The organism is Brevibacillus reuszeri (genome assembly GCF_002897295.1).
In the GTDB taxonomy this organism is placed as follows: domain Bacteria; phylum Bacillota; class Bacilli; order Brevibacillales; family Brevibacillaceae; genus Brevibacillus; species Brevibacillus reuszeri_A.
Genome location: NZ_BEXF01000006.1, coordinates 1 through 24,439, shown reverse-complemented (window position 1 = coordinate 24,439; position 24,439 = coordinate 1). Strand labels below are relative to the sequence as shown.

The 24,439-nt window shown below is 46.0% G+C and carries 20 protein-coding genes; 2 read left to right on the top strand and 18 right to left on the bottom strand.

The features are described 5' to 3' along the window. Positions 1-131: 131 nt before the first annotated feature. From C3B52_RS11470 to C3B52_RS11425, 10 genes are all read right to left on the bottom strand, one after another. The gene (locus C3B52_RS11470) at positions 132-1,709 is read right to left on the bottom strand and encodes a glutathione ABC transporter substrate-binding protein (RefSeq protein ID WP_103106221.1); all 1,578 of its coding nucleotides are present in this window, start codon (positions 1,707-1,709) and stop codon (positions 132-134) included. 121 nt (positions 1,710-1,830) lie between these two features. Then, complete coding sequence (gene msrA, locus C3B52_RS11465; RefSeq protein ID WP_103106220.1) at positions 1,831-2,802, bottom strand: peptide-methionine (S)-S-oxide reductase MsrA; 972 nt, start codon at positions 2,800-2,802, stop codon at positions 1,831-1,833. Positions 2,803-2,933: 131 nt separating this feature from the next. Then, positions 2,934-4,319, bottom strand: a complete 1,386-nt coding sequence (locus C3B52_RS11460) for a M20/M25/M40 family metallo-hydrolase (protein WP_103106219.1) — start codon at positions 4,317-4,319, stop codon at positions 2,934-2,936. 39 nt (positions 4,320-4,358) lie between these two features. Further along, positions 4,359-6,374, bottom strand: a complete 2,016-nt coding sequence (locus C3B52_RS11455) for a S9 family peptidase (protein WP_103106218.1) — start codon at positions 6,372-6,374, stop codon at positions 4,359-4,361. A gap of 7 nt (positions 6,375-6,381) precedes the next feature. After that, positions 6,382-8,175: a S9 family peptidase gene (locus C3B52_RS11450; RefSeq protein ID WP_103106217.1), complete on the bottom strand. Its 1,794-nt coding sequence runs from the start codon at positions 8,173-8,175 to the stop codon at positions 6,382-6,384. A gap of 161 nt (positions 8,176-8,336) precedes the next feature. After that, positions 8,337-9,974 (bottom strand): peptide ABC transporter substrate-binding protein, encoded by a 1,638-nt coding sequence (locus tag C3B52_RS11445; protein WP_103106216.1) that lies wholly within the window; start codon positions 9,972-9,974, stop codon positions 8,337-8,339. A 35-nt stretch (positions 9,975-10,009) separates the two neighbouring features. Further along, positions 10,010-10,957 (bottom strand): ABC transporter ATP-binding protein, encoded by a 948-nt coding sequence (locus tag C3B52_RS11440; RefSeq protein ID WP_103106215.1) that lies wholly within the window; start codon positions 10,955-10,957, stop codon positions 10,010-10,012. Further along, on the bottom strand, positions 10,954-11,976 hold the full coding sequence (locus C3B52_RS11435; protein ID WP_103106214.1) for an ABC transporter ATP-binding protein: 1,023 nt from the start codon (positions 11,974-11,976) through the stop codon (positions 10,954-10,956). The genes C3B52_RS11440 and C3B52_RS11435 overlap by 4 nt, the downstream gene beginning before the upstream one ends. A gap of 28 nt (positions 11,977-12,004) precedes the next feature. Continuing rightward, positions 12,005-12,949: an ABC transporter permease gene (locus tag C3B52_RS11430; RefSeq protein WP_103106213.1), complete on the bottom strand. Its 945-nt coding sequence runs from the start codon at positions 12,947-12,949 to the stop codon at positions 12,005-12,007. Between the two features lie 3 nt (positions 12,950-12,952). Beyond that, positions 12,953-13,885 (bottom strand): ABC transporter permease, encoded by a 933-nt coding sequence (locus C3B52_RS11425; protein ID WP_103106212.1) that lies wholly within the window; start codon positions 13,883-13,885, stop codon positions 12,953-12,955. Between the two features lie 452 nt (positions 13,886-14,337). On the opposite strand from C3B52_RS11425, the gene C3B52_RS11420 reads away from it, so the two are divergent. Continuing rightward, entirely contained in the window at positions 14,338-15,657 is a 1,320-nt protein-coding gene (locus C3B52_RS11420) for a hypothetical protein (protein WP_103106471.1), read from the top strand. A gap of 83 nt (positions 15,658-15,740) precedes the next feature. On the opposite strand, the gene C3B52_RS11415 is transcribed toward C3B52_RS11420, so the two are convergent. The 7 genes from C3B52_RS11415 to C3B52_RS11385 form a co-directional block, all read right to left on the bottom strand. Further along, the gene (locus C3B52_RS11415) at positions 15,741-16,703 is read right to left on the bottom strand and encodes a PDR/VanB family oxidoreductase (protein WP_276527238.1); all 963 of its coding nucleotides are present in this window, start codon (positions 16,701-16,703) and stop codon (positions 15,741-15,743) included. A gap of 24 nt (positions 16,704-16,727) precedes the next feature. Continuing rightward, on the bottom strand, positions 16,728-17,180 hold the full coding sequence (locus tag C3B52_RS11410) for a dimethylamine monooxygenase subunit DmmA family protein (protein WP_164684757.1): 453 nt from the start codon (positions 17,178-17,180) through the stop codon (positions 16,728-16,730). 8 nt (positions 17,181-17,188) lie between these two features. Then, entirely contained in the window at positions 17,189-18,085 is an 897-nt protein-coding gene (locus tag C3B52_RS11405; RefSeq protein ID WP_235615675.1) for a heme-dependent oxidative N-demethylase family protein, read from the bottom strand. 184 nt (positions 18,086-18,269) lie between these two features. Continuing rightward, positions 18,270-19,184 carry a DMT family transporter gene (locus C3B52_RS11400; RefSeq protein ID WP_103106209.1) on the bottom strand — a complete coding sequence of 305 codons (915 nt, stop codon included), beginning with the start codon at positions 19,182-19,184 and terminating at the stop codon, positions 18,270-18,272. Positions 19,185-19,285: 101 nt separating this feature from the next. Beyond that, positions 19,286-20,203 carry an LLM class flavin-dependent oxidoreductase gene (locus C3B52_RS11395; RefSeq protein ID WP_103106208.1) on the bottom strand — a complete coding sequence of 306 codons (918 nt, stop codon included), beginning with the start codon at positions 20,201-20,203 and terminating at the stop codon, positions 19,286-19,288. A gap of 3 nt (positions 20,204-20,206) precedes the next feature. Next, complete coding sequence (locus C3B52_RS11390; RefSeq protein ID WP_164684756.1) at positions 20,207-21,424, bottom strand: ROK family transcriptional regulator; 1,218 nt, start codon at positions 21,422-21,424, stop codon at positions 20,207-20,209. 74 nt (positions 21,425-21,498) lie between these two features. Further along, a complete protein-coding gene (locus tag C3B52_RS11385) occupies positions 21,499-22,113 on the bottom strand; it encodes a TetR/AcrR family transcriptional regulator (protein WP_103106206.1) in 615 nt (204 codons plus the stop codon). Between the two features lie 182 nt (positions 22,114-22,295). Between C3B52_RS11385 and cyoE the strand changes: the two genes are divergently transcribed. Then, positions 22,296-23,213 carry a heme o synthase gene (gene cyoE, locus C3B52_RS11380; protein ID WP_103106205.1) on the top strand — a complete coding sequence of 306 codons (918 nt, stop codon included), beginning with the start codon at positions 22,296-22,298 and terminating at the stop codon, positions 23,211-23,213. 97 nt (positions 23,214-23,310) lie between these two features. On the opposite strand, the gene C3B52_RS11375 is transcribed toward cyoE, so the two are convergent. After that, the gene (locus C3B52_RS11375; protein WP_103106204.1) at positions 23,311-24,291 is read right to left on the bottom strand and encodes a 2-hydroxyacid dehydrogenase; all 981 of its coding nucleotides are present in this window, start codon (positions 24,289-24,291) and stop codon (positions 23,311-23,313) included. Positions 24,292-24,439 lie beyond the last annotated feature (148 nt).

The following is a 24,439-nucleotide window of genomic DNA, read 5'->3' as shown; positions in this document are numbered from 1 at the left end:
TTTTTCATTATACTGCACCACTTTTCACAATTCTATAAAAAATCACTATTCTGTTTATACTTATAAACTATGTACTTATAGTTTTTCATCGAAACGAAAAGACACTCTTGAAATGAAGAGTGTCTTTTTGCTCATTTCTTGATCATGACCTTATCTAGCATGAGATAACCAGCTGGACTCATGGCAAAGCCTTCGATGCTGTTATGGATGGCTGCCAGATTTTCCAGATTGCGAAAAGGTACGATCAACGCTTCTTTCATTTCCAACTCTTGCGCTTTCGCGTAGATGCTCAATCTCTTTTGTGTATTTGTTTCCTCTCTTCCTGCTTCAATCAATTGATCCAGCTCGCGATTGCTGTACATAAAGCTATTCCCTCTCCCTCCACCCATCGTATGGAAGAGATTGTACTGGTTGTAATCGGCATCACCAGTGGCATTGCCCCAGCCGCTTACAAATATGTCGTGCTCCTTTGTTCTTTCCAGCGTATCCACGAAGGCATCATAGCTGACGACCTGAATTTTGGCATCAATGCCAATCCCTTTTAGCTGAGATCGAATAACTCCGGCAACGTTGATACGGTCCATTCTGTCATAGGTAAGGATCGTAGTAGAAAACCCGTCTGGATAACCTGCTTGGTCAAGCAAATCTCTCGCTTTATTTAAATCGTATGGATATTTCTTGAGTACGGAGGAGTACCCGAATACTTTGGGGCCAAGTGTGGAATTCGCTTGTGTGCCGACATTGTTATATACCCCTTTTATGATGGAGCTCGTTTCGATTGCATAGCTGATTGCTTGGCGAACGCGTAAATCATTTAGCGGTTTTTTAGCGACATTGAACCCCACAAATTCAGTGCCGAGCGCCTCGCTGCGATAAATCCTCATCTGTTGTGACGACTGAATCCGCTCGATCTCTGTAACCGGAATAGATTCGGCAATCTGGGCATCTCCTTGCTCTACTAGCTCAATTCTTTCTCCATCATCAGGTATCACGCGAAAAATGATCTGATCTAGCTTGGGTTTATTGCCCCAGTACTGCTGATTCTCTTTCAAGACTATTTCTTTCTCCGCTGTCCACGACGAAAACGTAAACGGTCCTGTGCCAACGGGATGATGCGAAAGATCCTTTCCGTAGGTGGCTATTGCTTTGGGACTCAGGATGCTTCCTTCATGACTTGCCAAAATGGAAAGAATGGGGGTAAACGGGGCAGAAAGTCGAATTTGTACGGTATAGTCGTCCAAGACCTTCACTTCTTTTATTTTGTCAAACATAGCCGCTCTGGTTGACCCTACCCGTGGGTCACGTACACGATCAAACGTTTTTTTCACCGCATCAGCGCTAAATTCGGTACCATCGTGAAAAACAACGCCATGACGCAGCTTGAATTCCCAGGTCACGTCGTCTAATTGCTTCCACTCCGTAGCAAGCTGGGGGTGAATCACCATATTGATATCTCGCGTGACTAGTCCCTCGTAAACTTTTTGATAAACAACGCTGGCTGCACTAATTGTAGAAATAAAATGAGGGTCCAGATTTCCTGCATCGAACTTGCGGGCGATGACTAATGTCCCGCCTTCGACAACCGTTTTAGCTGGTGGAAGCTTGTGTTCTTCTGATGGCTTTTGACCGAAAGTACAGGCGGTTAATGACGCTGCTGCCACCAATAACATGCCGATCAGCCAGATGTGATATTTCCCCTTGCCTTTCATAGCCCCTCCTCGTGCTGTGCCCGATGCTACTCCTACTATTTTGTGCAAAAAGACCGCCTTCTCTCAGCTTGTGCGAGAGTGGCGGCCGGGTATTCACTTCAAGGAACAATGCGATTTATCGCTAGTTCTTTTCAAATAAACGCTTGTATGCCCCGAAGCCTTCTGCATCCAGGCGGTCTTTCGGGATAAAGCGAAGGGCAGCGGAGTTAATGCAGTAACGCAGTCCATTCTCACCAGGTCCATCCTCGAAAACATGTCCAAGATGAGAGTCTGCTCCCTTGCTGCGAACTTCTGTCCTCACCATATTGTGAGTAAGATCGATGTGCTCTGTAACATTTTCTTCTGTCATCGGCTTCGTAAAGGATGGCCAGCCGCAGCCAGAATCGAATTTATCCAGCGAGCTGAACAATGGTTCACCCGAAACGATGTCTACATAAATGCCTTCTTCTTTATGATCCCAAAATTCATTGGAAAAAGGACGCTCGGTTCCGCTATTTTGTGTAACCTCGTATTGCAAAGGCGTAAGCTTTTTCTTCAATTCTTCCAGCTTTGCATGGTCGCGCCATGCTTCTTTGGTGAATTTGGCTCTGCCTGATGCAGCGCGATAATACTGATAACGAAGTGGATTTTTTTGATAGTAGTCTTGGTGATATTCTTCTGCCGGATAGAAAGGCTTCGCAGGCAGAATCAGAGTTTGAATCGGTTTGGAAAAGCGGCCACTCGCATCAAGCTCTTGCTTGGACTGCAACGCGAGACGCTCCTGCTCTGGAGTATGGTAGAAAATCGCGGGAGCGTATGATTGGCCGCGATCCCCAAATTGACCACCTGCATCTGTCGGATCAATTTGGCGCCAAAAGATTTGCAGCAGCTCCTCGTAAGGCATAAGAGCAGGATCATATGTAATTTGCACGGCTTCATAGTGCCCTGTCGTATCGGAGCAGACTTCCTCATACGTCGGATTTTCAACATGGCCGCCCGTATAGCCTGAGACGACCTTCACAATACCTGGCATTTTGTCAAATGGACTGACCATGCACCAAAAGCATCCACCAGCAAAGGTAGCGATCTCAAATTGGGAGTTTTCACTGTTCACGCTTTTCGCCTCCTAAGGTTGTACGCATCATTATTATGATTGATTGTACATGGTTTGCAAAAGAAAGTCCACTCTGTAACTGTTAGATTGCAAAAGACCCCGCGACAAAAAGTGCGAGGCCTTTTCCTTGATTATTTTGTGCGATCAAGTGCTTGTGCAAAGCCGGAGATCAGAAATACCATGTGGGCAATGCCTTCTTCGAAATCTTTTAGGCGAATAGACTCGTTTGGAGCATGCACCTTGCAGCCTACCCAACCTACCCCTGTACTCACGATCGGAAGCTGCAATGCTTCGCCAAATGCAAACATCGGACCTGTACCTGCCGCATTAGGTGCAAGCACCGGCTCGTTTTCATAAACCTGGCGGGCAGTATTTAGTACGTGTGCTACGAACGGATGGTGGAAATCGGAGCGATACGCTTTTTGTCCATTAATCATTGTTGCCTGAATGTCCGTAAATCCGTGATCATTCAAATGCTGCTGAATGCACGCAAGAATGTGATCGGGATCTTGCCCAGGGACCAAGCGGCAGTCCACCTTTGCCTTTGCACTTTTCGGCAAAACGGTTTTGGCTCCTTCGCCAATGTATCCGCTAACCAGACCGCAAATCGTCATGGTCGGATGAAATACCATCGCATCACGGGGATCAATTCCTTTTGCCTCTGTAATTAACGGGCGCTTCAGTCCAAACAGCTCTGTAACCGCAGCTTCGTTAAATGGCAGCTCGGCAACGACCTTTTTCTCATCTTCCGTCGGTTCTACGATGCCATCATAGAAGCCTTTCACGAGAATTTCATTTTGCTGATTTTTCATCGTTCCCAAAGCTTGCACAAGTCGCCATGCCGCATTATCGACATAAGCTCCGACTGAAGAGTGCATGTCGATGTCGGCTCCGACGCATGTCAGCTCCATGTAGGCCATACCTTTAATTCCGGCCACCATGCCGATTCTCTCTGCCTCATCTTTTCCGCCGAATTCCCAAATGCATGCATCGGCGGCGAAAAGCTCTTTATACTCCTGAATATACGGCTCTAGATTTGGACTTCCGATCTCTTCTTCGCCCTCGATCATGAATTTGATATTGCACGGCAGTCCCCCTTCAGCTTGCTGAAGAATCTGGATGGCAGTCAGGCGGGCTACGAGATCGCCCTTGTTATCTGCTGCTCCACGTGCGAAGAGCTTGCCATCAATGACCGTTGGCTCAAACGGCTCTGTATTCCATTCTTCAAAAGGCTCTGGCGGTTGAACATCATAGTGGTTGTAGTAAAGCAATGTTTTGTTTGCATCACCATTGCTTCCTGCGGAAAAAAATCCGTAAACGACAGGATTGCCACCGAGCCCACTCAACACCTTTGTTTCTCCGCCAATGTCCTCAATCATTTTTACGACATACTCTACCGTTTCTGGGATAGCTTTGTGCTGAGCAGAGACGGTTGGGAAGCGCAAATATTCTTTCAGCTTTTCAACTGCTTCTGGCAAGCTTTCTTTCACATAACCGAGCACTTGTTCTTTTTCCATAACCGAATGCCTCCTTATCGCTTCCAATTAGAATGTCTACTATACCGACGCCTTCTCAGCCGCCAGCAAATAGCTTTCAAACCAGTCTGCTGTATACTGCAGGCGAAGGACACGCTGCTCTGGATCTCCACTGCGCGACAGCTCGTGGCTAGCGCCAGGGAAACGGATGAACGAAACGGGTGCCTTATCATGGTAGCGCAGTGCAATATACAATTGCTCTGCCTGCTCAATCGGGCAACGATGATCTTGTTCACCATGCATGATCAATAAAGGAGTTTCGATATTAGCAGCCAAGCGGAGCGGTGAATGATGCCACATTTTTTCCGGGTTGTTAAACGGATTTGCCATAATTTCTTCCGCTGTAAAGTAGTAGCCAATATCACTGACCCCGTAAAAGCTTAGCCAGTTGCAAATGCTGCGATCGGTAACGGCTGCTTTGAATTGATTGGTTTGACCTACAATCCAGTTGGTCATTAATCCGCCGTAGCTGCCTCCCGTAACTCCGAGTCTGGTTTCATCGACAAAGTCAAAATGGTTGCACGCGTATTTTACGGCACTCATCAGATCGCTGTAATCGTTTCCGCCGTAATCGCCGCAGCACGCCTGGACAAAACGTTCTCCATAACCAAAGCTGCCGCGTGGATTTGTGTAGAGAACCGCATAGCCTTTTGCAGCCAGAACCTGGAATTCATGAAAATACGTGTTTCCGTACATCGAGTGAGGACCACCGTGAATTTGCAAAACCATCGGATATTTCTGACCTTGCTGATAGCCAACTGGCTTCATCATCCACCCGTGCAGCTTCCAGCCATCCTCCGCTTCGAATTCGATTTCCTCCACAGTAGGCAGCTCCAGCTCTGCAAACAGGTCATGATTAACATCGGTCAAGCGCTGTTCTTCTTTGGTACCGAGATTCACCTCAAACAAATCTCCCGGGCTTGCGGTATCGCTTACGACCAAAATCAGCTTCTGTGCTTTTTCATGTAGGGAAAAGCCGTATACATTACGATTTCCTCCTACAATCTGCGTGATCTGCCCGTCCAGAGTCGTATGATAGATACCGGAATTACCACGCTCACTCGCGATGAAGTACAATCCTTTGCCATCTTCTGTCCACACAGCTCCAGGATTCGGATGACCCGGAGAGCGTACATCTCCAATCGTCGAATCTCCCACTTGAACATCCCACTCGGCTGTTATGCATGTTTGCTCTTCATTCTCGAGGTTGTAGACCCAAACTCTTTTCTGTGCAGCATGGAGATGTGTATCCGATTCGCTGCCAATAAGAGCTAGCTTTTTCCCGTCAGGTGACCAGGTCGGAAAAAAGAATGTTCCTTTACTTTTCGGTACCTTTTTCCAATCCCCTCCTGAAAATGGAACCAGGTAGACATCGATGCTATGCTGCTTGTCTGGATTTTCAGCTCGATTTGCAGTAATCGCCAGCCACTCGCCATCTGGAGACCATGCTCCAACTGTATGATTGTACGGGCCTTCACTGATCGCTTTCACTTCTCCGCTCTCTACATTGACGATGGCGAGCTGCTTGCATTTGTCATAGATGTATCCATGATCATCAGACTTGTACTTCATCCGATTAACTACGATTGCCTTTTGGGCTTCTTTTTTTGCTTCCCCTTCTACATCTGAAAACGAGTCTTCCGGGGACAGCATGGATGAAAATACGATATGTTTGCCATCCGGGGACCAAACCGGGTTCGATACGCCCGTTTTGCAGTGGGTCAGCTGTCGTGCTTCCCCTCCTTTTGCATCGATTAACCAAATTTGCGGCGTACCTGAACGGTTAGAAACAAAGCTGATAGTCTCACCATCTGGTGACCAGCGAGGAAACGTATCACGCACGGTGCCTGTGGTCAAGGATGTCAGGTCTTTTGTATCAAGTGATTGTAATACCAAATGGTTTCGATACTGGCGGTCTTCGTCAATCATCGTCTCCACAAAAGCAACCGCTTTTCCATCAGGAGATAGCTGTGGATCACTTGTATACCGGATTTGATACAAATCTTCTGCCGTAATACCACGTTTGATCGCTGTCATGCATCATTCACTCCTTTTCATTTGTGGACATCATTAATTGCTGCATAAAAAACTGGGTGATCTTTTGATTCAACGTAATATGGTTGTCCAGCTTTTCTGTGAAGTGACCCTCATCCTCGAAAATGTGTAAATTCACCTGCTGTCCTCTATCTTGCATGTCTGCTACCAGCTGTTCTGCTTCGGTCACTGGCACACGAGTATCGTTGCGTCCGTGGAACACAAGCAGCGGCGCTTTGATTTTTTCTGAGTGATTGAGTGGCGCAATTTCTTCAAAGAAGTCGCTGTCGTGCTCAAGCGAGCCATATTCTACCTCACGCAGCTTGCGTCTCCATTCACCCGTATTTTCGAGGAAGGTACGGAAGTGCGAAATCCCGACGATGTCGACACCAGCTGCCCACAGATCTGGATAATGCGTAAGCGCTGCCAAGACCATAAAGCCCCCGTAGCTTCTGCCCATAATCCCGATTGCATGTGAATTCACCGTTTCTAGCTTGGACAAGTCCTTCACTAGCCATGCTAAATCAGCTACTGAATCCATCCGCTTGCGTACATCGTCTAGCTTTACGTATTCTCGACCGTATCCCATGCTTCCGCGGACATTTGGAGCTACTACCGTAAAGCCTTGGTTAGCCAAGTATTGAAACACTGGATGGTATTCAGCGCGGATTTGGCTTTCTGGTCCACCGTGTACATAAATCACGACAGGACTATTTTCTTTCTGTTCTTTTGCATACAGAAAATACGGAACCTCCAAACCATCGAATGAAGCAAAGGAGCGTAATTCTGGCTCAATCAAGGTTGCCTCGATTGCTTCCGACCGTCCGATTGTCGTCACTTGCTTACTGGTATTCGTGGAAATCGTATACGTCCACACGTCTCCTGGTAGTGTAGGACTTTTCAACACGAATCCAAGCTGATCTTCTGTTATCCATGACAGTGAAGTTATGACTCCTTGTGGAACGTTTTCAATCTTTTGCCACTGCTTGTCATCTACCTGGAGCAGAGAAAGAGTCGATCTGCCGCCTTCATTAATAGAAAACGCCAATGTCTTTTCATCCGCAGACAGCTTCACTTCCTCAATATCCCATTTTGGCACATGAACTAGTGGCTGCAGGTCGGCATTATCGAGACTAAAGCGACATAACGCCATCGTATTTTCGTCTCGGTCCGTGACAAGATACCCTTGCTTGCCGTCTTTGGTTAGCTGCAACGAATGATACCGGGCATTATGTGTACAAATCGGTAGCTTCTGAGCTGCCTTCGTTTGCAAATGGAGAAGATAGAGCGAATTGTCGATGTTGGTTTCTTGGACACTAAAGATCAGACCCGTGCCATCCGGAAGCCAGCCTACTGGATCACATCGTCCGTCATAGCGGAACACTTCCTCATATTCGCCAGTCTCCACATCCTGAACAAAAATATCAAAGCAGCGCGGATGACGTCGGTTACTCGACCAGGCGATTTTTTGGCTGCATGGCGACCAGCCTCCGAAATAGTGAAAGTAGGCTGGAGCTTCGGTGAGGGGTTTTACGTTTGTCCCATTTTCCGTCAGCAAAAAGAACTGCTGCCGCTCGTCGCCTTTACAATCCATGCCCACTATCGTTTTTGTTCCGCATGGAGAATGATCCACTTCGACAACCCGATCCGGCAAAGATGTGATCTGCTCGGCTGTCAGGCCCTCCTCATTCCATCGATACAATTGCGCGATACCTGTCAATTTGCTCAAAAAAGTCAGCTCTCGTTTTTTCGGTACCACCTTCAATTGATATGCTGATTTCACTTGTAGATAGTCCATGATCATGGGAAATCATCCTCTCTTGTCGGTGTTTATATGTTTAGTGTTCGTATGTAAAGAGAAAAAAGAGGAGAATCTCCTCTTTTTTCTTATTTTTTTCTGTGAAAAACGTCTCGACGTTTTTCATAAAAGCAGATGTGACCGCTTGCGGTCAAACAAAACAGTCATTACTGTTTTGTTGCCCAACGTGCACTTGGGAATGCGTTAACTGGGTAAGTCAGACCTTCGAGGCCTGGTTTCACCAGGTAGTTTTGTTGATAGTGATATACCGGGATAAATGGCATGTCATCCATCAAAATTTCTTCCGCTTTGTGCAAGAGTTCCATACGCTTATTAGGATCTTGTTCTACTTTTGCTGCCATGTTCAAAGCATCATAGTCTTTGTTTACCCAACCAGTGCGGTTGTTCGGGCTGTCACCCAGGTAGTAGTCGAGGTTGAATGCCGGGTCGCTGATTTGACCTACCCAACCCATACGGCCCATTTGGTAGTTTTTCTGTCTCGTTGTATCCAGATATACTTTCCACTCTTGGTTCGTCATTTTTACTTCTACACCAAGGTTTTTCTTGAACATTTCTTGCATGGCCTGAGCAATTTTCTTGTGGCTTTCATCCGTGTTGTACATGAGAGTTACTTCTGGCAGTGTAGACCAGCCTTCTTCCTGCATACCTTCTGCTAGCAGCTTCTTCGCCTCTTCAAAATCTTCTTTGAAGTAGTCGCCGCCTTCTTCACGGAAGTCTTTTCCAGATGGCGTGATTGCTCCACGAGGTACCATGGAGTATGCAGGTGTTTCTCCACCTTGGCTAACCATTTCTGTCAAGGCTTTACGGTCGACCGACATTGCAAATGCACGACGTACTTTTTTATTTGTAAATGGCTCCTTTGTTACGTTGAACATGTACATGTAAGTACCGTAGTAAGGAACGGATTTGTAGTCTGGGCTCGATTTTGCCTGGGCAAGAATGTCAGATGACATTTCTTTGTTAAAATCAAGCTCTCCACTCTTATACATTTGATACGAAGTTGTCGCGTCGTTCACCATTTTCCAAGTGATCTTGTCCATCTTCACATCGTCTTTGTTCCAGAAGTTTTCGTTCTTTTCGATGACCAGCTCGGAATCATGCTTCCAAGAAACTAGCTTGTACGCGCCATTGGAGATGTAGCTGTCTGCATTCGCAGCCCATTTTGGGTTTGCTTCTGCCGCTTTTTTATTGATTGGGTGCCAGTAGCGTGTCGCCAGCATTTTATCGAAATAGGAAGTCGGAGCTACCAATTCGATTTCCAGCGTTTTTTCGTCTACTGCTTTGATACCTACATCTTCTGCTTTCCCTGTACCTTTGTTATACGCTTCTGCACCTTTGATGTAGTACAGCAGGTAAGCAGTCGTAGAAGCTGTAGCTGGATCGATGTGCTTCATGAATGTGTAGGCGAAGTCTTCAGCAGTTACAGGCTCGCCATTTGTCCATTTGGCATCATCACGCAAAATGAATGTGTATTTCAATTTGTCGTCAGACAGCTTTACTTCTTTGGCAGTACCCAGAACTGGATTGCCGTCTTTGTCTTTTGTGTACAGACCTTCACCCAAGTGGTCCATGATCCAGAAGGATGTGGTGTCAGTTGATGTGAGCGGGTTCAAGTCTGGTGGCTCAGATTTGGCATTAAATACGACTTCCTGTTTAACCGCAGCGCCAGGCGTGCTCGTGGATGTTCCTCCACCTGCCGGAGCTGTACTTCCGCCGCCACCGCAAGCTGCAAGAGCTGGCACAACAAGTGATAGCGACAAAGCGAAGGCTGCAAATTTCTTCACAATGTTTCCCCCTGTATAATTAAGATAAAATCGAACTACTGATAGAGATGACAAGCTACCCAGTGGTTAGACCCTACTTCTTTCCACTCAGGAACCTCCGCAGCGCACTGCGGCGTAGCCTTCGGGCAGCGTGTTCGAAATACACAGCCGCTAGGAGCATTGGCAGGGCTCGGTAAATCCCCCTGTAAAATAATTCGCTCCCGCGCAACTGTTGGATCTGGTATCGGAATAGACGATAAAAGTGCCTGTGTGTAGGGATGCAGTGGCTCGGCATACAGCTCAAAGCTGCTCGCCATTTCCACCATTTTTCCTAAATACATCACACCAATTCTCGTCGAAATATGCTTAACCATGGATAGATCATGAGCAATAAACAAATAAGTAAGGCCTCTATCTTGCTGCAAGTCTTCCAAAAGGTTGACAACCTGAGCTTGAATGGACACATCGAGTGCAGAAATTGGCTCGTCCGCGATGATAAACTCCGGCTCCACAGCGAGAGCGCGGGCAATCCCGATACGCTGTCTTTGACCACCACTGAATTCATGCGGGAATCGGCTTGCATGGGCCTTGGAAAGCCCCACAAGCTCCAGCAATTCCTTCACCCGATCCGCTCTCGCTCCGCGGGACAATCCGTGAATATCCAGCCCCTCGGCAATAATATCCATGACGGTCATTCGCGGATTGAGACTTGCTTGCGGGTCCTGAAAGATCATTTGGACGTCTCGATGAAATTGAGCGGCGTCTTTTCCTTTGATCTGGTGTGCATTCTTTCCTTTAAATAGGACTTCGCCATCTGTATTTTCATAGAGGCGAATCATCGTCCTGCCCAGCGTGGATTTACCGCATCCGCTCTCCCCTACCAGCCCCAAGGTCTCGCCCCGGTTAATGGTAAAAGTCACGCCATCCACTGCTTTCAACGTAACCCCATTTCCAATCTCAAAATGCTTTTTTAAATTTTTTACCTCAACCAACGCTTCGCTCATCCTGCCTGCCTCCCTGCTGCCACCAGTTCGTCGATCTTGGGTGCTCGTGAATCGTGCAGCCAGCATATAGCCTGATGACCATTTTCAAAATCAGTGACCGATGGCATCTGCTGTTCGCAAATTTCCATCGCAAATTGACAACGGGCTGCAAACGGACAACCTTTTGGCGGATCAAACAAGTCAGGCGGAGATCCTACAATCGGAACCAGCCGTTCTTTTTCTGTACCGTCAATACGTGGCAAGGAGCGCATGAGGCCCCATGTGTACGGGTGCTTCGGACTCGCGAAAATATCTTCAACCGTGCCTGTTTCTACTACTACTCCTGCATACATGACTACCGCACGATGGGCGATTTCCGCAACGACTCCGAGATCATGTGTGATGATGACGATGGAAAGCTGCTGCTTCTCTTGCAGCTCTCTGAGCAGATCAAGAATCTGTGCCTGAATGGTCACATCCAAGGCTGTCGTCGGTTCATCGGCAATGACGAGCTTAGGTGTATTCGCGAGCGCAATGGCAATTACGACACGCTGCCTCATTCCGCCTGAAAATTCATGCGGATACTGGTCCACCCGCTTCTCCGGATCAGGAATTCCGACTAATCTCAGCATTTCGATCGCTTTTTTGCGCGCTTCCTCTTTGCTGACGTTATGTGTCCGCACAAACCCTTCCACAATTTGCCTTCCGACCTTCATGGTTGGGTTGAGAGCGGTCATCGGGTCCTGAAAAACCATCCCGATCTCTGAACCACGTACGGCTAAAAGTTCACTTTTGGACATCTCCGTGATTGATTTTCCGTCGAAAGTGATCTTCCCGTCGACGATTCGCCCAGGCGGGTTCGGGATCAATCCCATAATGGCTTGGGCGGTAACACTTTTGCCACAGCCACTCTCGCCGACTACTGCAACCGTTTCGCCGCGATCCACATGAAAGGTCACCCCTCGGACCGCCTGAACCTCTCCTCCGTAGGTTTTAAAATGTACCCGGAGGTTCTCTACTTGCAGCAAATGATCTGTCATGTCTGATTCCTCCTATCCCCCGGTGAGATTATTCACGAATCCGTGGGTCTAATGCATCCTGCAGGCCATCCCCGAAAACGTTAAAGGCGAACATAGTAAGTGAGATCATCAAGGCTGGGAAGAACAATCTCCACCAATCCCCTGTTAAAATGACCCCTAACGCATCGTTTGTCATCGTGCCCCAGCTGGCTACAGGAGCTTGTACACCTAAGCCGAGGAAGCTTAGAAAGGATTCCGCAAAGATCGCGGACGGAATCGTAAAGGTCAGGTTTACGATGATAACTCCAATCGTATTCGGGATAAGATGACGCAATAAAATTCGTGGGAACTTGGCTCCAAGCACTTGTGCAGCCAGGATAAACTCCTGATTTTTGAGCTGCAGGATTTGTCCACGAACCAAGCGAGCCATACCAGTCCAGCCTGTTGCGGACAAAGCGATAATGATCGTAAGAATACCTGGCTCCATCACGACCATCAGCATGATGACTACGAGCAAATACGGCAGACCATACAAAACTTCAATGATGCGCATGATGATCGTATCGATTCGGTCTCCGCGTTTTCCTCTTCCAGCCATGTATCCGGCAATACCGCCAACCGTTACACCGATCACAAGGTCGATCAATGCTGCCGTAATTCCGATAATGAGCGAGATGCGTGCCCCATACCATGTACGTGAAAACATATCTCGTCCCAGCTCATCCGTTCCGAACCAATGCTCGCTCGATAATTCCTGGTTCGCCGTAAGCAGACTCTGATCGGAGTAGCTATATGGAACCAGATGCGGGCCAATTACTGCCATGAGCACCATGCCTAGAATGAGAACGAGACCAAGCATCGCCAATTTGTTTTTTACCAGCTTTCGTGCAACTTGTTGAAAGTGAGTGAGGCTTGGTCGCATTTGGACGATCTGTCCATCAGTCTTTTGTGCTTTTGGTCGAAACAACTCATTTACCGATTGATCCATCGCCATAGGCTACCTCCCCCTACTCGACAATTTGATTCGTGGATCGATAAACAGATAAGCCAGATCAATCAAGAAAATGATGAGTACCAAGATCGCACTGTAAAAAACAGTCGTTCCCAAAATAACTGGATAATCTCGATTGAAAATGCCATCTACGAAGTATTTACCGATACCGGGAACTGCGAAGATCTTTTCGACAACGAAGGTTCCGGTGAGTAAGCCTGCTACAAGTGGCCCTAAAAAGGTAACTACAGGCAAAATCGCATTGCGAATCCCGTGTCTGATCACAATTAAAAACATTGGAATTCCTTTTGCTTCCGCTGTTTTTATGTAATTCTGATTCATCACGTCAATCATGCTTGTCCGCATGTAGCGTGTAATGATGGCCAATGGTCCGAAGGCCAGTGCCAACGATGGCAGAACCGAGTGCTTCCAGCTGGCAAGCGTAGCAACCGGAAAGAGCGGCCATTTGATTGCCAAGTAGTTGATCAGCATCGGTGCCATGATAAAGCTGGGAACGGCAATTCCGAGTACGGCCATGACCATTGCAGCATAGTCAATCCATGTATTCCGGTTTAGAGCGGCAATCGTTCCGAAAAGAAGTCCGAAAAACAAGGCGACTGCTATTGCTTGTAGACCGATAAGTGCTGAAGCTCCAAATCCATCCTTGATCATGTCGTTGACTCCACGTGTCTCCGATTTGATCGAAGGCCCTAAGTCAAGCATTGCCAAACTTTTCAGATAAGAAAGATATTGCATCGGCAATGGTTCATCCAAATGATATTTCGCACGCAAGTTCAGCAATATTTGCTCGGGTAGCTGATCTGACTCAGATGCAAACGGGTCACCCGGAATCATATGCATGAGTGAAAACGTCAGCGTCACAATAATCCACAAGGTGAGTACCATCATTAGAATTCTCTTTAGTAAATAACGCGACATCCACAAGCCCCCTATTCAGACATACAAAGCGGTCATATCCGCCTACCGATCACATCCATCTCATGAGAAACGTCGAGACGTTTTCAAAGAAATAGGAATTACGACCTCACAAGCACCCCCTTAACGGAAATTCGCCTAAATCATTCCTTAATTCAACAATATACGCGCTGTCTGTATTTCATGTCAATTCTGATTTTTAGTTTTTTCTAACTATTTTTAAGAGGAATTTCGGAAATAACGTCTAATTTAGTATGCTACAAACGGAATTTTTCCCTAATGAATCCTTAATTTACGCTATTTTTTCACTCTTTCACCATGTTGTCTCAGTTGATTGGAGGTATTTCGTATTTGCATATCAACAAAAAACGTACTATGATGCCGAAAAGAGGATACCTATTTTTCATGACGATATAGAATATTCGGTAGTTTATCGTTGGCTGGAGGAAATAATGATCATAAGAGTCGGCATAGTTGGTCCTAAGGATTCAGTGGAAATGATGTCAGGTGTTGGCCAAGAGTTTACAGATCAACTCATGCTCATCCCCTATACGTATCAACGTGCAGAAGAAGCAGCCGCATTTGTGTCAGAAAACAATCAAGAGGTTGATATCTGGTTTTTCTCGGGTATCGGTCCTTACTCGATTGCACGAGAACACCTTGAAAAGAAAAAAGCGTTTTATCCACAAATAAATGCAAGTGTACTCTCAAAGGTCTTGCTAGAATTGGTTTATCGTGATGGAATTTCACTTGAGCGAGTCAGCTTTGATACCGTATCAGAGATGCATTTCCGCGAAACACTTGAAGAGCTTGAGCTCTCTTGTGAACATCCGTATTTGAATCCGTATGAAGAATTCAGGCTCACCAATCAATGGGTGAACTATCATACGTCTTTATTCAGAGCGGGAAAGGTCGACGCTTGTGTGACGGGAATGCTGTCCGTAGCGGAGGAATTGAAGGAGCTAGGAATCAGGGTTTACAGGATGGGTTTTACGAGGCTGACATTTCGAGAGATCTTCAAGCAAATCGTGCAGGAAGGCGAAACCCTCCACTTTAAACGGTCGCAGATTGCTGTCCAGCTGGTCGAAGTCTCTGATGTGGAAAGACTCATTAATGAACCTGCAAACGCTTACGATTTGCGACGTCTCGATCTCAAGCTGCAGGAAATTATTCTCGATTACACGGAATCTATTTCAGGTAGCTTCGTCGCACTGGGCAACTATAAATTTATTATTTTTTCCACCCGCGGGTCTCTCGACGATAACCCTGCTTTTCACCCTACGATTATCCTGGAACAGCTCATGCTGCTGACAAATTCGACTGCCAACATGGGGATCGGTTTTGGGGTAACTGCATTGGCTGCTGAGAGGAATGCACAACTGGCGCTCGTCCATGCCAAAAAGTTTACAAATGCTGCGATTCTCGTCGATACGGATGGCTCTATTGAGGGGCCCCTGCGCCAGGCGAAGAGCATTACCTATGGCTATTGGACTGAAGACAAAGAAATGAGCGAGAGCTTGAAAAAAGCAGGCGTAAGTATCACCACTTTAAACAAAATCATTTCAGTACAAAAAGCTTTAGGGCAAAATTACATTAGCGCTACAGACATGGCTGAGTGGATGGGAATGACCCCGAGAAATGCAAGACGCATCCTGAGCGATTTGGCTGAACACAATATCATCGAGCAAATCGGCGAGGAAACCCCCACGAATCGGGGAAGGCCACGCAAAATTTATCGCGTACTCCCCACCCCTGTGGATAGCAGCATGGTATAAACAAAATGATTCGATCAGAAAACAGCGGCAAACTAGAAAAAGGAAAACTTTCTAGTCTGCCGCTTATTATCGGTGAAAACTGGTTATATATCTAAAACCAATCTTCCTTTTCCCCGCGATACGCAGCAAAGCATGGTTTGATTGGAGTGTTGCTGCTCTTCTGATAGAAACGAATCAAAGTGAATAACCTCCCCATCTGCCACCTTTACTTCGCAAGTCCCGCAGCCACCTACTCGGCAGGAGTACGGAATCTTGATTCCATTTTGAAGCAGTACCTCTAACAGAGAGGAATTCGCCGGAACCTCAAGCTCTGTATTACTTTTTTTCATTTTTATTTGGAACGCCTGCTTTTCCTTAATAGGCTTGGGAGCAAATCGCTCGAAATGGATATGAAAGGAAGGATACCCATATGCTTTAGCTACATTGGTAAAATCTTGAATCATGTTCTCGGGACCACAGAAATAAACATGTGACCCTATTCGATGATTCAAAAGTTGAGTAGGTGATAAACGTTCTGTGCTGTCTCCATTTGAAAAATAAAAGTGACATTGATTTACAAAAACCTTATGTAAGTAGTCATAAAAAGCACACTGCTCTTTCGACTTCGCTGCATAATGCAGCTCAAAGGACTTATTCTTTTCATCCAGCTCTGCCATCATGGATAGAAATGGTGTAATCCCAATCCCTGCTGCATAAAATACGTGATGCTTCGCTTGAAAGCTTACTGGAAAGTAATTCTTTGGATAGCTAACTGATAAAACATCTCCGACCTTAACATTCTGGTGCCAATAACGAGAGCCACCAGATGAGTCTTCTGCTAAGCGGACGGCTATTTCAAATAGCCCTGTCTTCCCACTTATGTTAAAAATAGAATAATGCCTCTCCAACGTTCCCGAAGGATGCGGCAAAAAGGTTGTTATGTGCGAACCACCACTAAAGGACGGCAGTATAAAATCATCCATCGCTTGCAGGGTGAATCTTTTGATTGTGGAGGTTTCTTCTTGAATATGACTAACACGTACTTGAATGGTTGAATTTCGATACAAGCGAATGCTCCTCCAGTATTAAGATTATTTGATAGATGAATAGCCTAGATATGCCTCCAGACGACGTGAATAATGGTTCGAAACTTCCAGTGATATTCCACAATGCATACAAGTGATGTGAATTTCTTCATCGACATCATTAACCCCATGACATTTGCAGCAAATTAACTTCCTTCTGATCAGTCCCATGACTTTTATTTGCAATTCATATTCCGTAAAGCCTGCCTCAAAAGCTAGATTTTTTAATCGATGAACAAAGTCCCACTTCCCGGATAAGTATAAATACGTCCCCATTTTTTGCTGACTGAACCAAAGTTCAAGGAAGGAATCAGATTCTTGCTTTATTTCGTGGAAATCAAATGAGGCTTTGTCTTCCATTGCCTGACGAACGAGAGGGTAAAGAGCCTCTGCACCTTCCGAATCCGCACAAAATAAGTACTTCCTTTTCCCCTTGCTAAAAAAAAGCTCCTCTTTCACTTGACTCCTCATCTCTTTTTCATTTCCTCTACTAGATATTCAAGTACTTGTTGTCGATACAAAGAAATCCCTTTGTAATCAGAAATAAAGGCCGGGAGCTCGTGCAGAATGGCATAAAATTGCTCCAGCCAAGGAGTATGCTGAATAAACCTTTCCAAAGGCAGCATGTGTGAATGAATGGTGAATAATATTCCGTTGCTTTTTGGCAGCCGAAATAGCTTTTGCACCTCTACTCTCAGATGCACCAGTTTTCCTGCGTTTTCCTTTGTCACTTGTTTGCGGGCCTGACCCCATTCTGCAAACGTTTCGAGGGAGGTATCTAACTTGTTGCCAGCCATGAGTGACCAATTTTTTCTTTCCCAGGGCGTACCCGCCTCAATTCGCATGAGAAATTGCAGGATTCGATCGTCTAAGGATTCTGACTGAAAGCCCGGAATTGGTGAATGAATTTCTTTGAAGGTCATACCTACGTTAAAATACAAAGACCAATTCGCTGGAAAACATAGCTGTCCAGCATCTAAAAACAGGTCGCCATCCCGCTGCATCATCAAAAGTAAATCCTCTTGAACATGACGGCCAATAAAATCCAAAGGCTCTAGCTCAAGAGTTGTTCGATCCCCAAACGTAAAAGTCATGTTTTCTTTCATCTGGACGTTAGTAAATATCCACTGTTCATCTTTCTTTTCCAGCTTGAATTGCTCAGGGTAACAACCGACGAGATTATGTAAAATAAGATCAACAATTTCCCACTGAGCATCCAGGGTTTTTGATGATGATTGATAGCATCGCTCTGGATGGTTTGTAAGCAGCTCTCTTTTCAGTCTAATTTCATCTTCGTACTTATCGGTCAGTTCAATTGCATTTGGCGGATGTAATGGGGTGGCATTATTCGAGTACTTGTACACTTGACTGTCTCCAAAAGGAAAAGGAAACGATCGTAAATCATCGTTTTTTACCATACATTCACCCTTTTCTGAATTTTATATTTATTTATACTATACAAGAAATAACAAGGGATGCACACACATTCGCTCACAACAAAAAAAGAGGGCTATCTCTGCCCTCTTCTTTTTTCCTATTTCGGCAACATTACACCGATTTCGTTTGTTCTGCCAATACTCTCCCGCTCGCACCCTGCGGAGCTTTCTTTGATCGTATCGAGGCTACGACGACCCCTGCTACAATCAACAATGAGCCCCCCACTTGTACGGCAGTGACATGCGACCCAAGCAATAAAAAGCCAACAAGCATAGCGACAAACGGCTGTAGATTAAGAAAAATAGCTGCTTTTCCCGTACCTACGATTTGCAGCTGAGAATTCCAAACAATCCCGCAAACCCCTTGCATCAGAATCGCGGTTAAAATAAGCAGGAGCCACGCCCATCCCTCATGGCTGATCTTCGCTGCTGGATCGATTGTGAGCAGCGCCGCAGGTGTCAGAAAAAGCGTGCCCATTGTCGTGGAATAGACTGTTGAAATAAACGGGTGCAAGGTCTGCGTCAGCTTCCGAATGATGATCATCGAAGACGAGAATGTCACCATGGCGATCACAATGAGTAATACGCCCTTGGAGACAGATAATCCAGCCCCGATCCCCACAACAAAAAAAGTGCCCACGAGTGCCAGACCAGAACCGATCTTCATGCGCAAAGTGAATTGTTCTTTCAAAAATAATGAAGCGAGTACTGCTGTCACGATTGGTGCCATGGATAAAATCAAGGAAGCTGTAGTAGCGTCTGTTGTCAGCAAACCATTAAAATAAGCGGTTTGATTCGCCAACGTCCCGATCAGTCCGAGCAAGATCAACAAGCCTAACTCTTTTGAATTGATTTTCACGAATTTTTTGGTCACCCAGGCGTAAATCAGCAAAAACATCGAGGTAAATAACAGCCGAACATCTGCAAGAAAAAGCGGTGGAAACTCTTTGACAAGCATACTCCCAAACACAAAATTACTGCCCCATAACGTCACACAAAACAACAATAACATGTAGGACCGAATCATGGATTATCCTTCTTTCGCCCGTTGCATTATACATATCGTAGCAATACTACATGAGAAACTGAAAAAAGTCCATGAGTTTAACTGCTATACTTTTATCTAATTTATGTCCGATCCAACACATTGGCGCCAGAGGCAATCATGGATTGCGCGAGTAATTCGTAAGACCGAATTCTCTTCTGATAATCAGGAATATCGGTAAGAATCATGAACTCACATGCTTGATACTTCTTCGCCATTTTTTTCAATACTGCCGATACATGGTCGGGATCTCCGATAACCCGCTCCCGAAAGGATCGTGCCCTCCCCCTTTCAGCGAGTTCTTGCGCCTCTTCCATCGAATCCGCACAGATGACACTGACCGCAACAATTACAGCTGGTTCTTGTCTCATTCTCACCGGTTGAAAGGCTTGCCTGTACAAAGCAATCGCCTCTTCACCGTCGTGCTCACTCATAAAATGTCCAAACACATAGCCCGTCCCATACATCGCTGCGAATTCCGCACTTTTTTTATTCGTCCCGAGCAGCCATAGCGCAGGAGGAGCAGGTGGAATCGGACGTGCGAAAACGGGTTGTCCTTCTATCGTGAATTCATTTTCGAGGAGTGCCGATAAATCCCTGAGCAGCTCAGGCATCCGGCTTACCTGTTCCAGGAAGCGATCACAGAGCGCCATCGAAGCATGGGCAGAACCTCCAGGGGCACGCCCAATGCCTAAGTCGATACGCCCTGGATGCAGTGTTGCCAGTAGTGAAAAAGCTTCTGCGACTTTATACGGCTTGTAGTTTGGCAAAAGAACTGCTCCTGAGCCTAGTCTGATACGTGTAGTTTGAGCCCCAATATGAGCGAGCAGCACTTCGGGACTTGATGAAGCAAATTGAGGCATATCGTGATGTTCAGATACCCAAAAGCGTGAGTAGCCTAATGACTCCGCCGTTTGTGCCAGCTTCACTGACTGCTGCAAGGCCACAAGAGGTGACACTCCCTCATAGATGGGTGACAAATCAAGTATGCTGAGCTGCAACGCCTACGCACCTTCCTCCATGAAGTAATCCAAAATCATCGTAGCAGCACCAACAGCTACGGCACGTTCCCCGAGCAGGCCACGACTAATGACGACCTGATAATCAGCATAGTGTTTCATGCGTTTTCTCGCGGTCTCGGTTGCGATTTCATAGAACAAGTCCATGTCCGTTACCAAAGCGCCACCTAAGATGATCCGATCGGGGTGGATGAGATACATTAAATTGGTTAACCCAACACCATAGTAATACGCTGCTTCCTTCACGACCTCTGTACATAAGGGGTCGTTCTTGGAAACAGCATCACAAATTTGCGTGTAGCTTACTTCTTCTTCCGTTAGCTTCATTTGGGACAGGTATGAGCTTTGCCTTTTTTTCAGACGGCGATTCACTTCTTGTTGTACGGATAAAATCGAAGCGTATGCTGACAGACAGCCCACATTGCCGCATATGCATGTTCTGCCCTGCACATCGACCACCATATGTCCAAAAGCTCCCTCCATGTCTACAGGTCCTCTGACCAGCTTACCGTTGGTCAATACTCCACAGCGAATCCCTATACCGGTTATGTTATAAACCAAATGATCTGCTTTTTTCCATAACCCATTTCGAAATTCTCCAAGTGCAGCTGTATTCGCCCCATTATCAAGCAGGACCTTTGTTTGAAACGTCTGGCTTAGCTTTTCCTTAATGGCGATATGTTCCCAACCTGCTGCAGGAAAATGCTGTGGACGCAAAATGATCCCCTTTTCTCGATCCAGGGGACCAACCGCTCCGACTCCAATCCCCAAGAGCTTTGAGGCCGTGATATTGTACTTTTGAAGAATGCGTAATAGATCATTTTGGATTAGCTCTACTATTTTTTCAGGCGTACTATCTTGCCTCATTGGATACTTTGTTTCTTCAATAATTGTCATACTGAGATCCATGACGATCACTCGTGAATGCGTACGCGAAATCTCGATGCCCGCAACGTAATTGACCGTTGGCTGAATTTGATAGGTAAGTGGCCTTCTTCCCCCGCTTGATTCTTCGTAGCCATGCTCCACTATTAAGCCTGACTGAAGCAGCTCGTCGATTAGCCTGGAACAGGTTGACTGTTTGATTCCTGACCACTTCACAAGGGTGGCTTTGGAAACAGCACCGTGTTTATAAATCAGCCGATACAATTGCAGCAGCGTTTTCTTTTTTGGCGATGGGTCTTGAAAGAAATGGTTGATCATAGGCTTCCTCTCCGATAGGATAGTTGAAATGATCAGCATCTCTATATGTATATCCCACAATGGGTGTTGTTCTGCTACTTTTCTAGAAGCGGTGGGAAAAGAATATTTTGCAATGCTTTTCCGTAAAGATGCTCGGGCACATCCTCTTTACTGATATAATGAAAAATGGCCATGCCATTCTCTAGTGACAGGATGGTCCAAGCCATTTCATCCGCAGTTAAGGGAGACTGATGTTTCTGCTTTATCAGCAACTGATCAATGGCAGCGGAAATATGCCGGATAGAATTCTGGATCATGTCTGACCACTTGCGGCTCACGGATTCTTCCCGCATAGCGTAGAGCAAAAACTCCATATTCAGCATGCTCCAAACCCGGTTTTTTTGCCTGATAGAATGAACATAGTCCTGCATCGTTTCTATAAAATGGGTGTTGGAATGGTGACGGTCGATGACGGCTAGGATGTTCTGTACATGAGCGTGCATCTGCTGCTCCATAATAGCCAAAAAAAGCTCTTCCTTTGAATTAAAATGAGCATAAACTGCCCCTTTACTGAAACCAGCATATTCGGCAATTTTATCGACTGAAGCCCCGTGAAAGCCGAATTTAGCAAAGGTTTCAACAGCGGAGTCCAGAAGCAATTGCCGTGTTTCCATTTTTCGTTCCCCTTGCGTTCGTCTGCGTCTGACCATTCGTCCCCCTCCCTCTCTTGACATTCGTACCCTGTAGCATTAATATACCACATAGTATATAAATTCGTATAAGTATGTAATTAATTTCTAGCTTGGATAACGCAGAAAAAGAAACTACCAATCATGTCACTCTAGATTATGAGCTGACTTTTATATATTCTAGTAAGGGGAGGTGGCTCAGCATGCGGGGAGAAGCTAGCGCAGCAGCGCAGAAACAAAGTCTGCCATCTATTTTGTCGCAAACCGTTAAAACCGGTATCATTAAATCGAACTTGGTTCCAATGTTCGCAGGTCTGACATTGGCTATGTATACATACCACTATAGCCTGCTTGAGAAGCTACCAGAAATCTTGCTTGCTTTAGTGGGTTCGTCCCTTATTATGGGTGCAGCCGGTGCATTTAACAATCTATACGATCGCGATATTGACGCAATCATGGAAAGAACCAAAAAGAGACCAACCGTGACTGGTGAAATTCAAGCTCATGTGGTACTATGGCTGGCTATCATCATGACCGTTCTGGGTTTAATCGCTCTCGCATTTACGACTACTCTAGCAGCTTTCCTAGGGTTTCTAGGATTGTTTTTTTATGTTGTACCCTATACGATGTGGAGCAAGCGAAGAACGATTTACAATACAGAGATCGGAAGTATTTCAGGAGCGATGCCTCCTCTTATCGGATGGGCAGCTGTTTATCCGGATATCACTCATCCTGCTGTTCTCGGTCTCTTTATCATTATGGTGATTTGGCAAATGCCTCATTTCTACACGATCGCTATTCGCAAGCATGACGAATACAAGGCAGCCAAGGTTCCGATGCTTCCTGTTGTCAAAGGAATAAAACGCACGTATATCCAAACGAATATTTATCTGGTTGTCTTAATTGCTGCCAGCTTTCTCTTTGAGTCTCTCAGTATCGGTCTGATGCTGGTTGCTCTGCTGCTGAGCATCGCTTGGCTCGCACTTAGCATTCTTGGCTATAAAAAGATGGATTCAGAGAAATGGGCAAAATCGATGTTTATTTTCTCGCTCATTCATATGACTGTTCTTTTTTCAACGGTCATTATCTACTCTCTCATGGGTATTCTGTTTGGATTGTAAGGAAATGTCAGCATATACAAATTGCAAAGCCCATTCCATTTTGACGGTTATATCCGAATGGAATGGGCTTTTTTCTTTTTCGGTTACGAAATCGTCATTAGGAGCGCTTCGTTGGGATCGACGTCAGTAAGGCTGGCGGTTGTTTCCCCTGAAGTCCCATAACGAGATTTTCAGCAGCAAACTGGGCCATCGCGAATCGCGTCTCAGACGTCGCAGAACCAATATGGGGCAGAGTGACTACATTAGGCATGGAGAGCAGCGGATGATCCGGTCGCACCGGTTCCTGAACGAACACATCTGTGCCTGCTGCCAAAATCTCGCCATTTTGTAAAGCTCTCACAAGAGCCTCTTCATCAACGGTCGCTCCCCGAGAACCATTGACAAAAATCGCCGTCTTTTTCATGAGGGAAAATTCTTTCTCTCCAATCAGGTTTTGTGTTTCTGGCGTCAGTGGAACCATCAAACAGATGAAATCTGCTTCCTGACACAGCTCCTCTAATGAGCAATACTTCGCCCGATACATATGCTCTACTTCCTCATTACGGGATCGATTATGGTAGACAATGTTCATGCCGAATCCAAAATGAGCTCGCTTGGCAATTGCCGCACCGATTCGACCCATCCCGATAATCCCGAGCATTTTGTGATGCATATCTACCCCGAAATGGGTAGGGGTAAGGTTTGCCTTCCACTCCCCTGCTTTCACATAATGATCAAGCTCTGGTATTCTTCGAGCTACCGCCAGCATTAAGCCAATCATCGTATCTGCAACTGTTTCATTCAGTACATCCGGCGTGTTTGTCGCCATGATTCCTCGGCGGTTCAACGCGGCAATATCCAAATTGTCGTAGCCAACCGAAATATTGCTGACGATTTTTAATTGAGGAGCCTTTTCCAAAAGCTCCTCATCTACTTTTAGCCCCGCGCCAAAGAGTCCCTGAGCCGTCTTTAGCTCCTCATAAAACGAAGCGGATGTATGATCGTCGATATTTTCATAATATACAACCTCGCAAGCGTCCCGAATATATTCCAGAATGGCCGACTCCACTTTTTTATAAATAATCACTTTTGGTTTCATGTGCACTCATCCTCTCTCACAAATCGAGTAGGAGGGGGTGACTAACCCCCGACCTCTCACACCACCGTACGTACCGTTCGGTATACGGCGGTTCATCTAAGTTTGACGTAAAAGAAAATACCTATCCTTAAGACTCTTAAGACCTTCG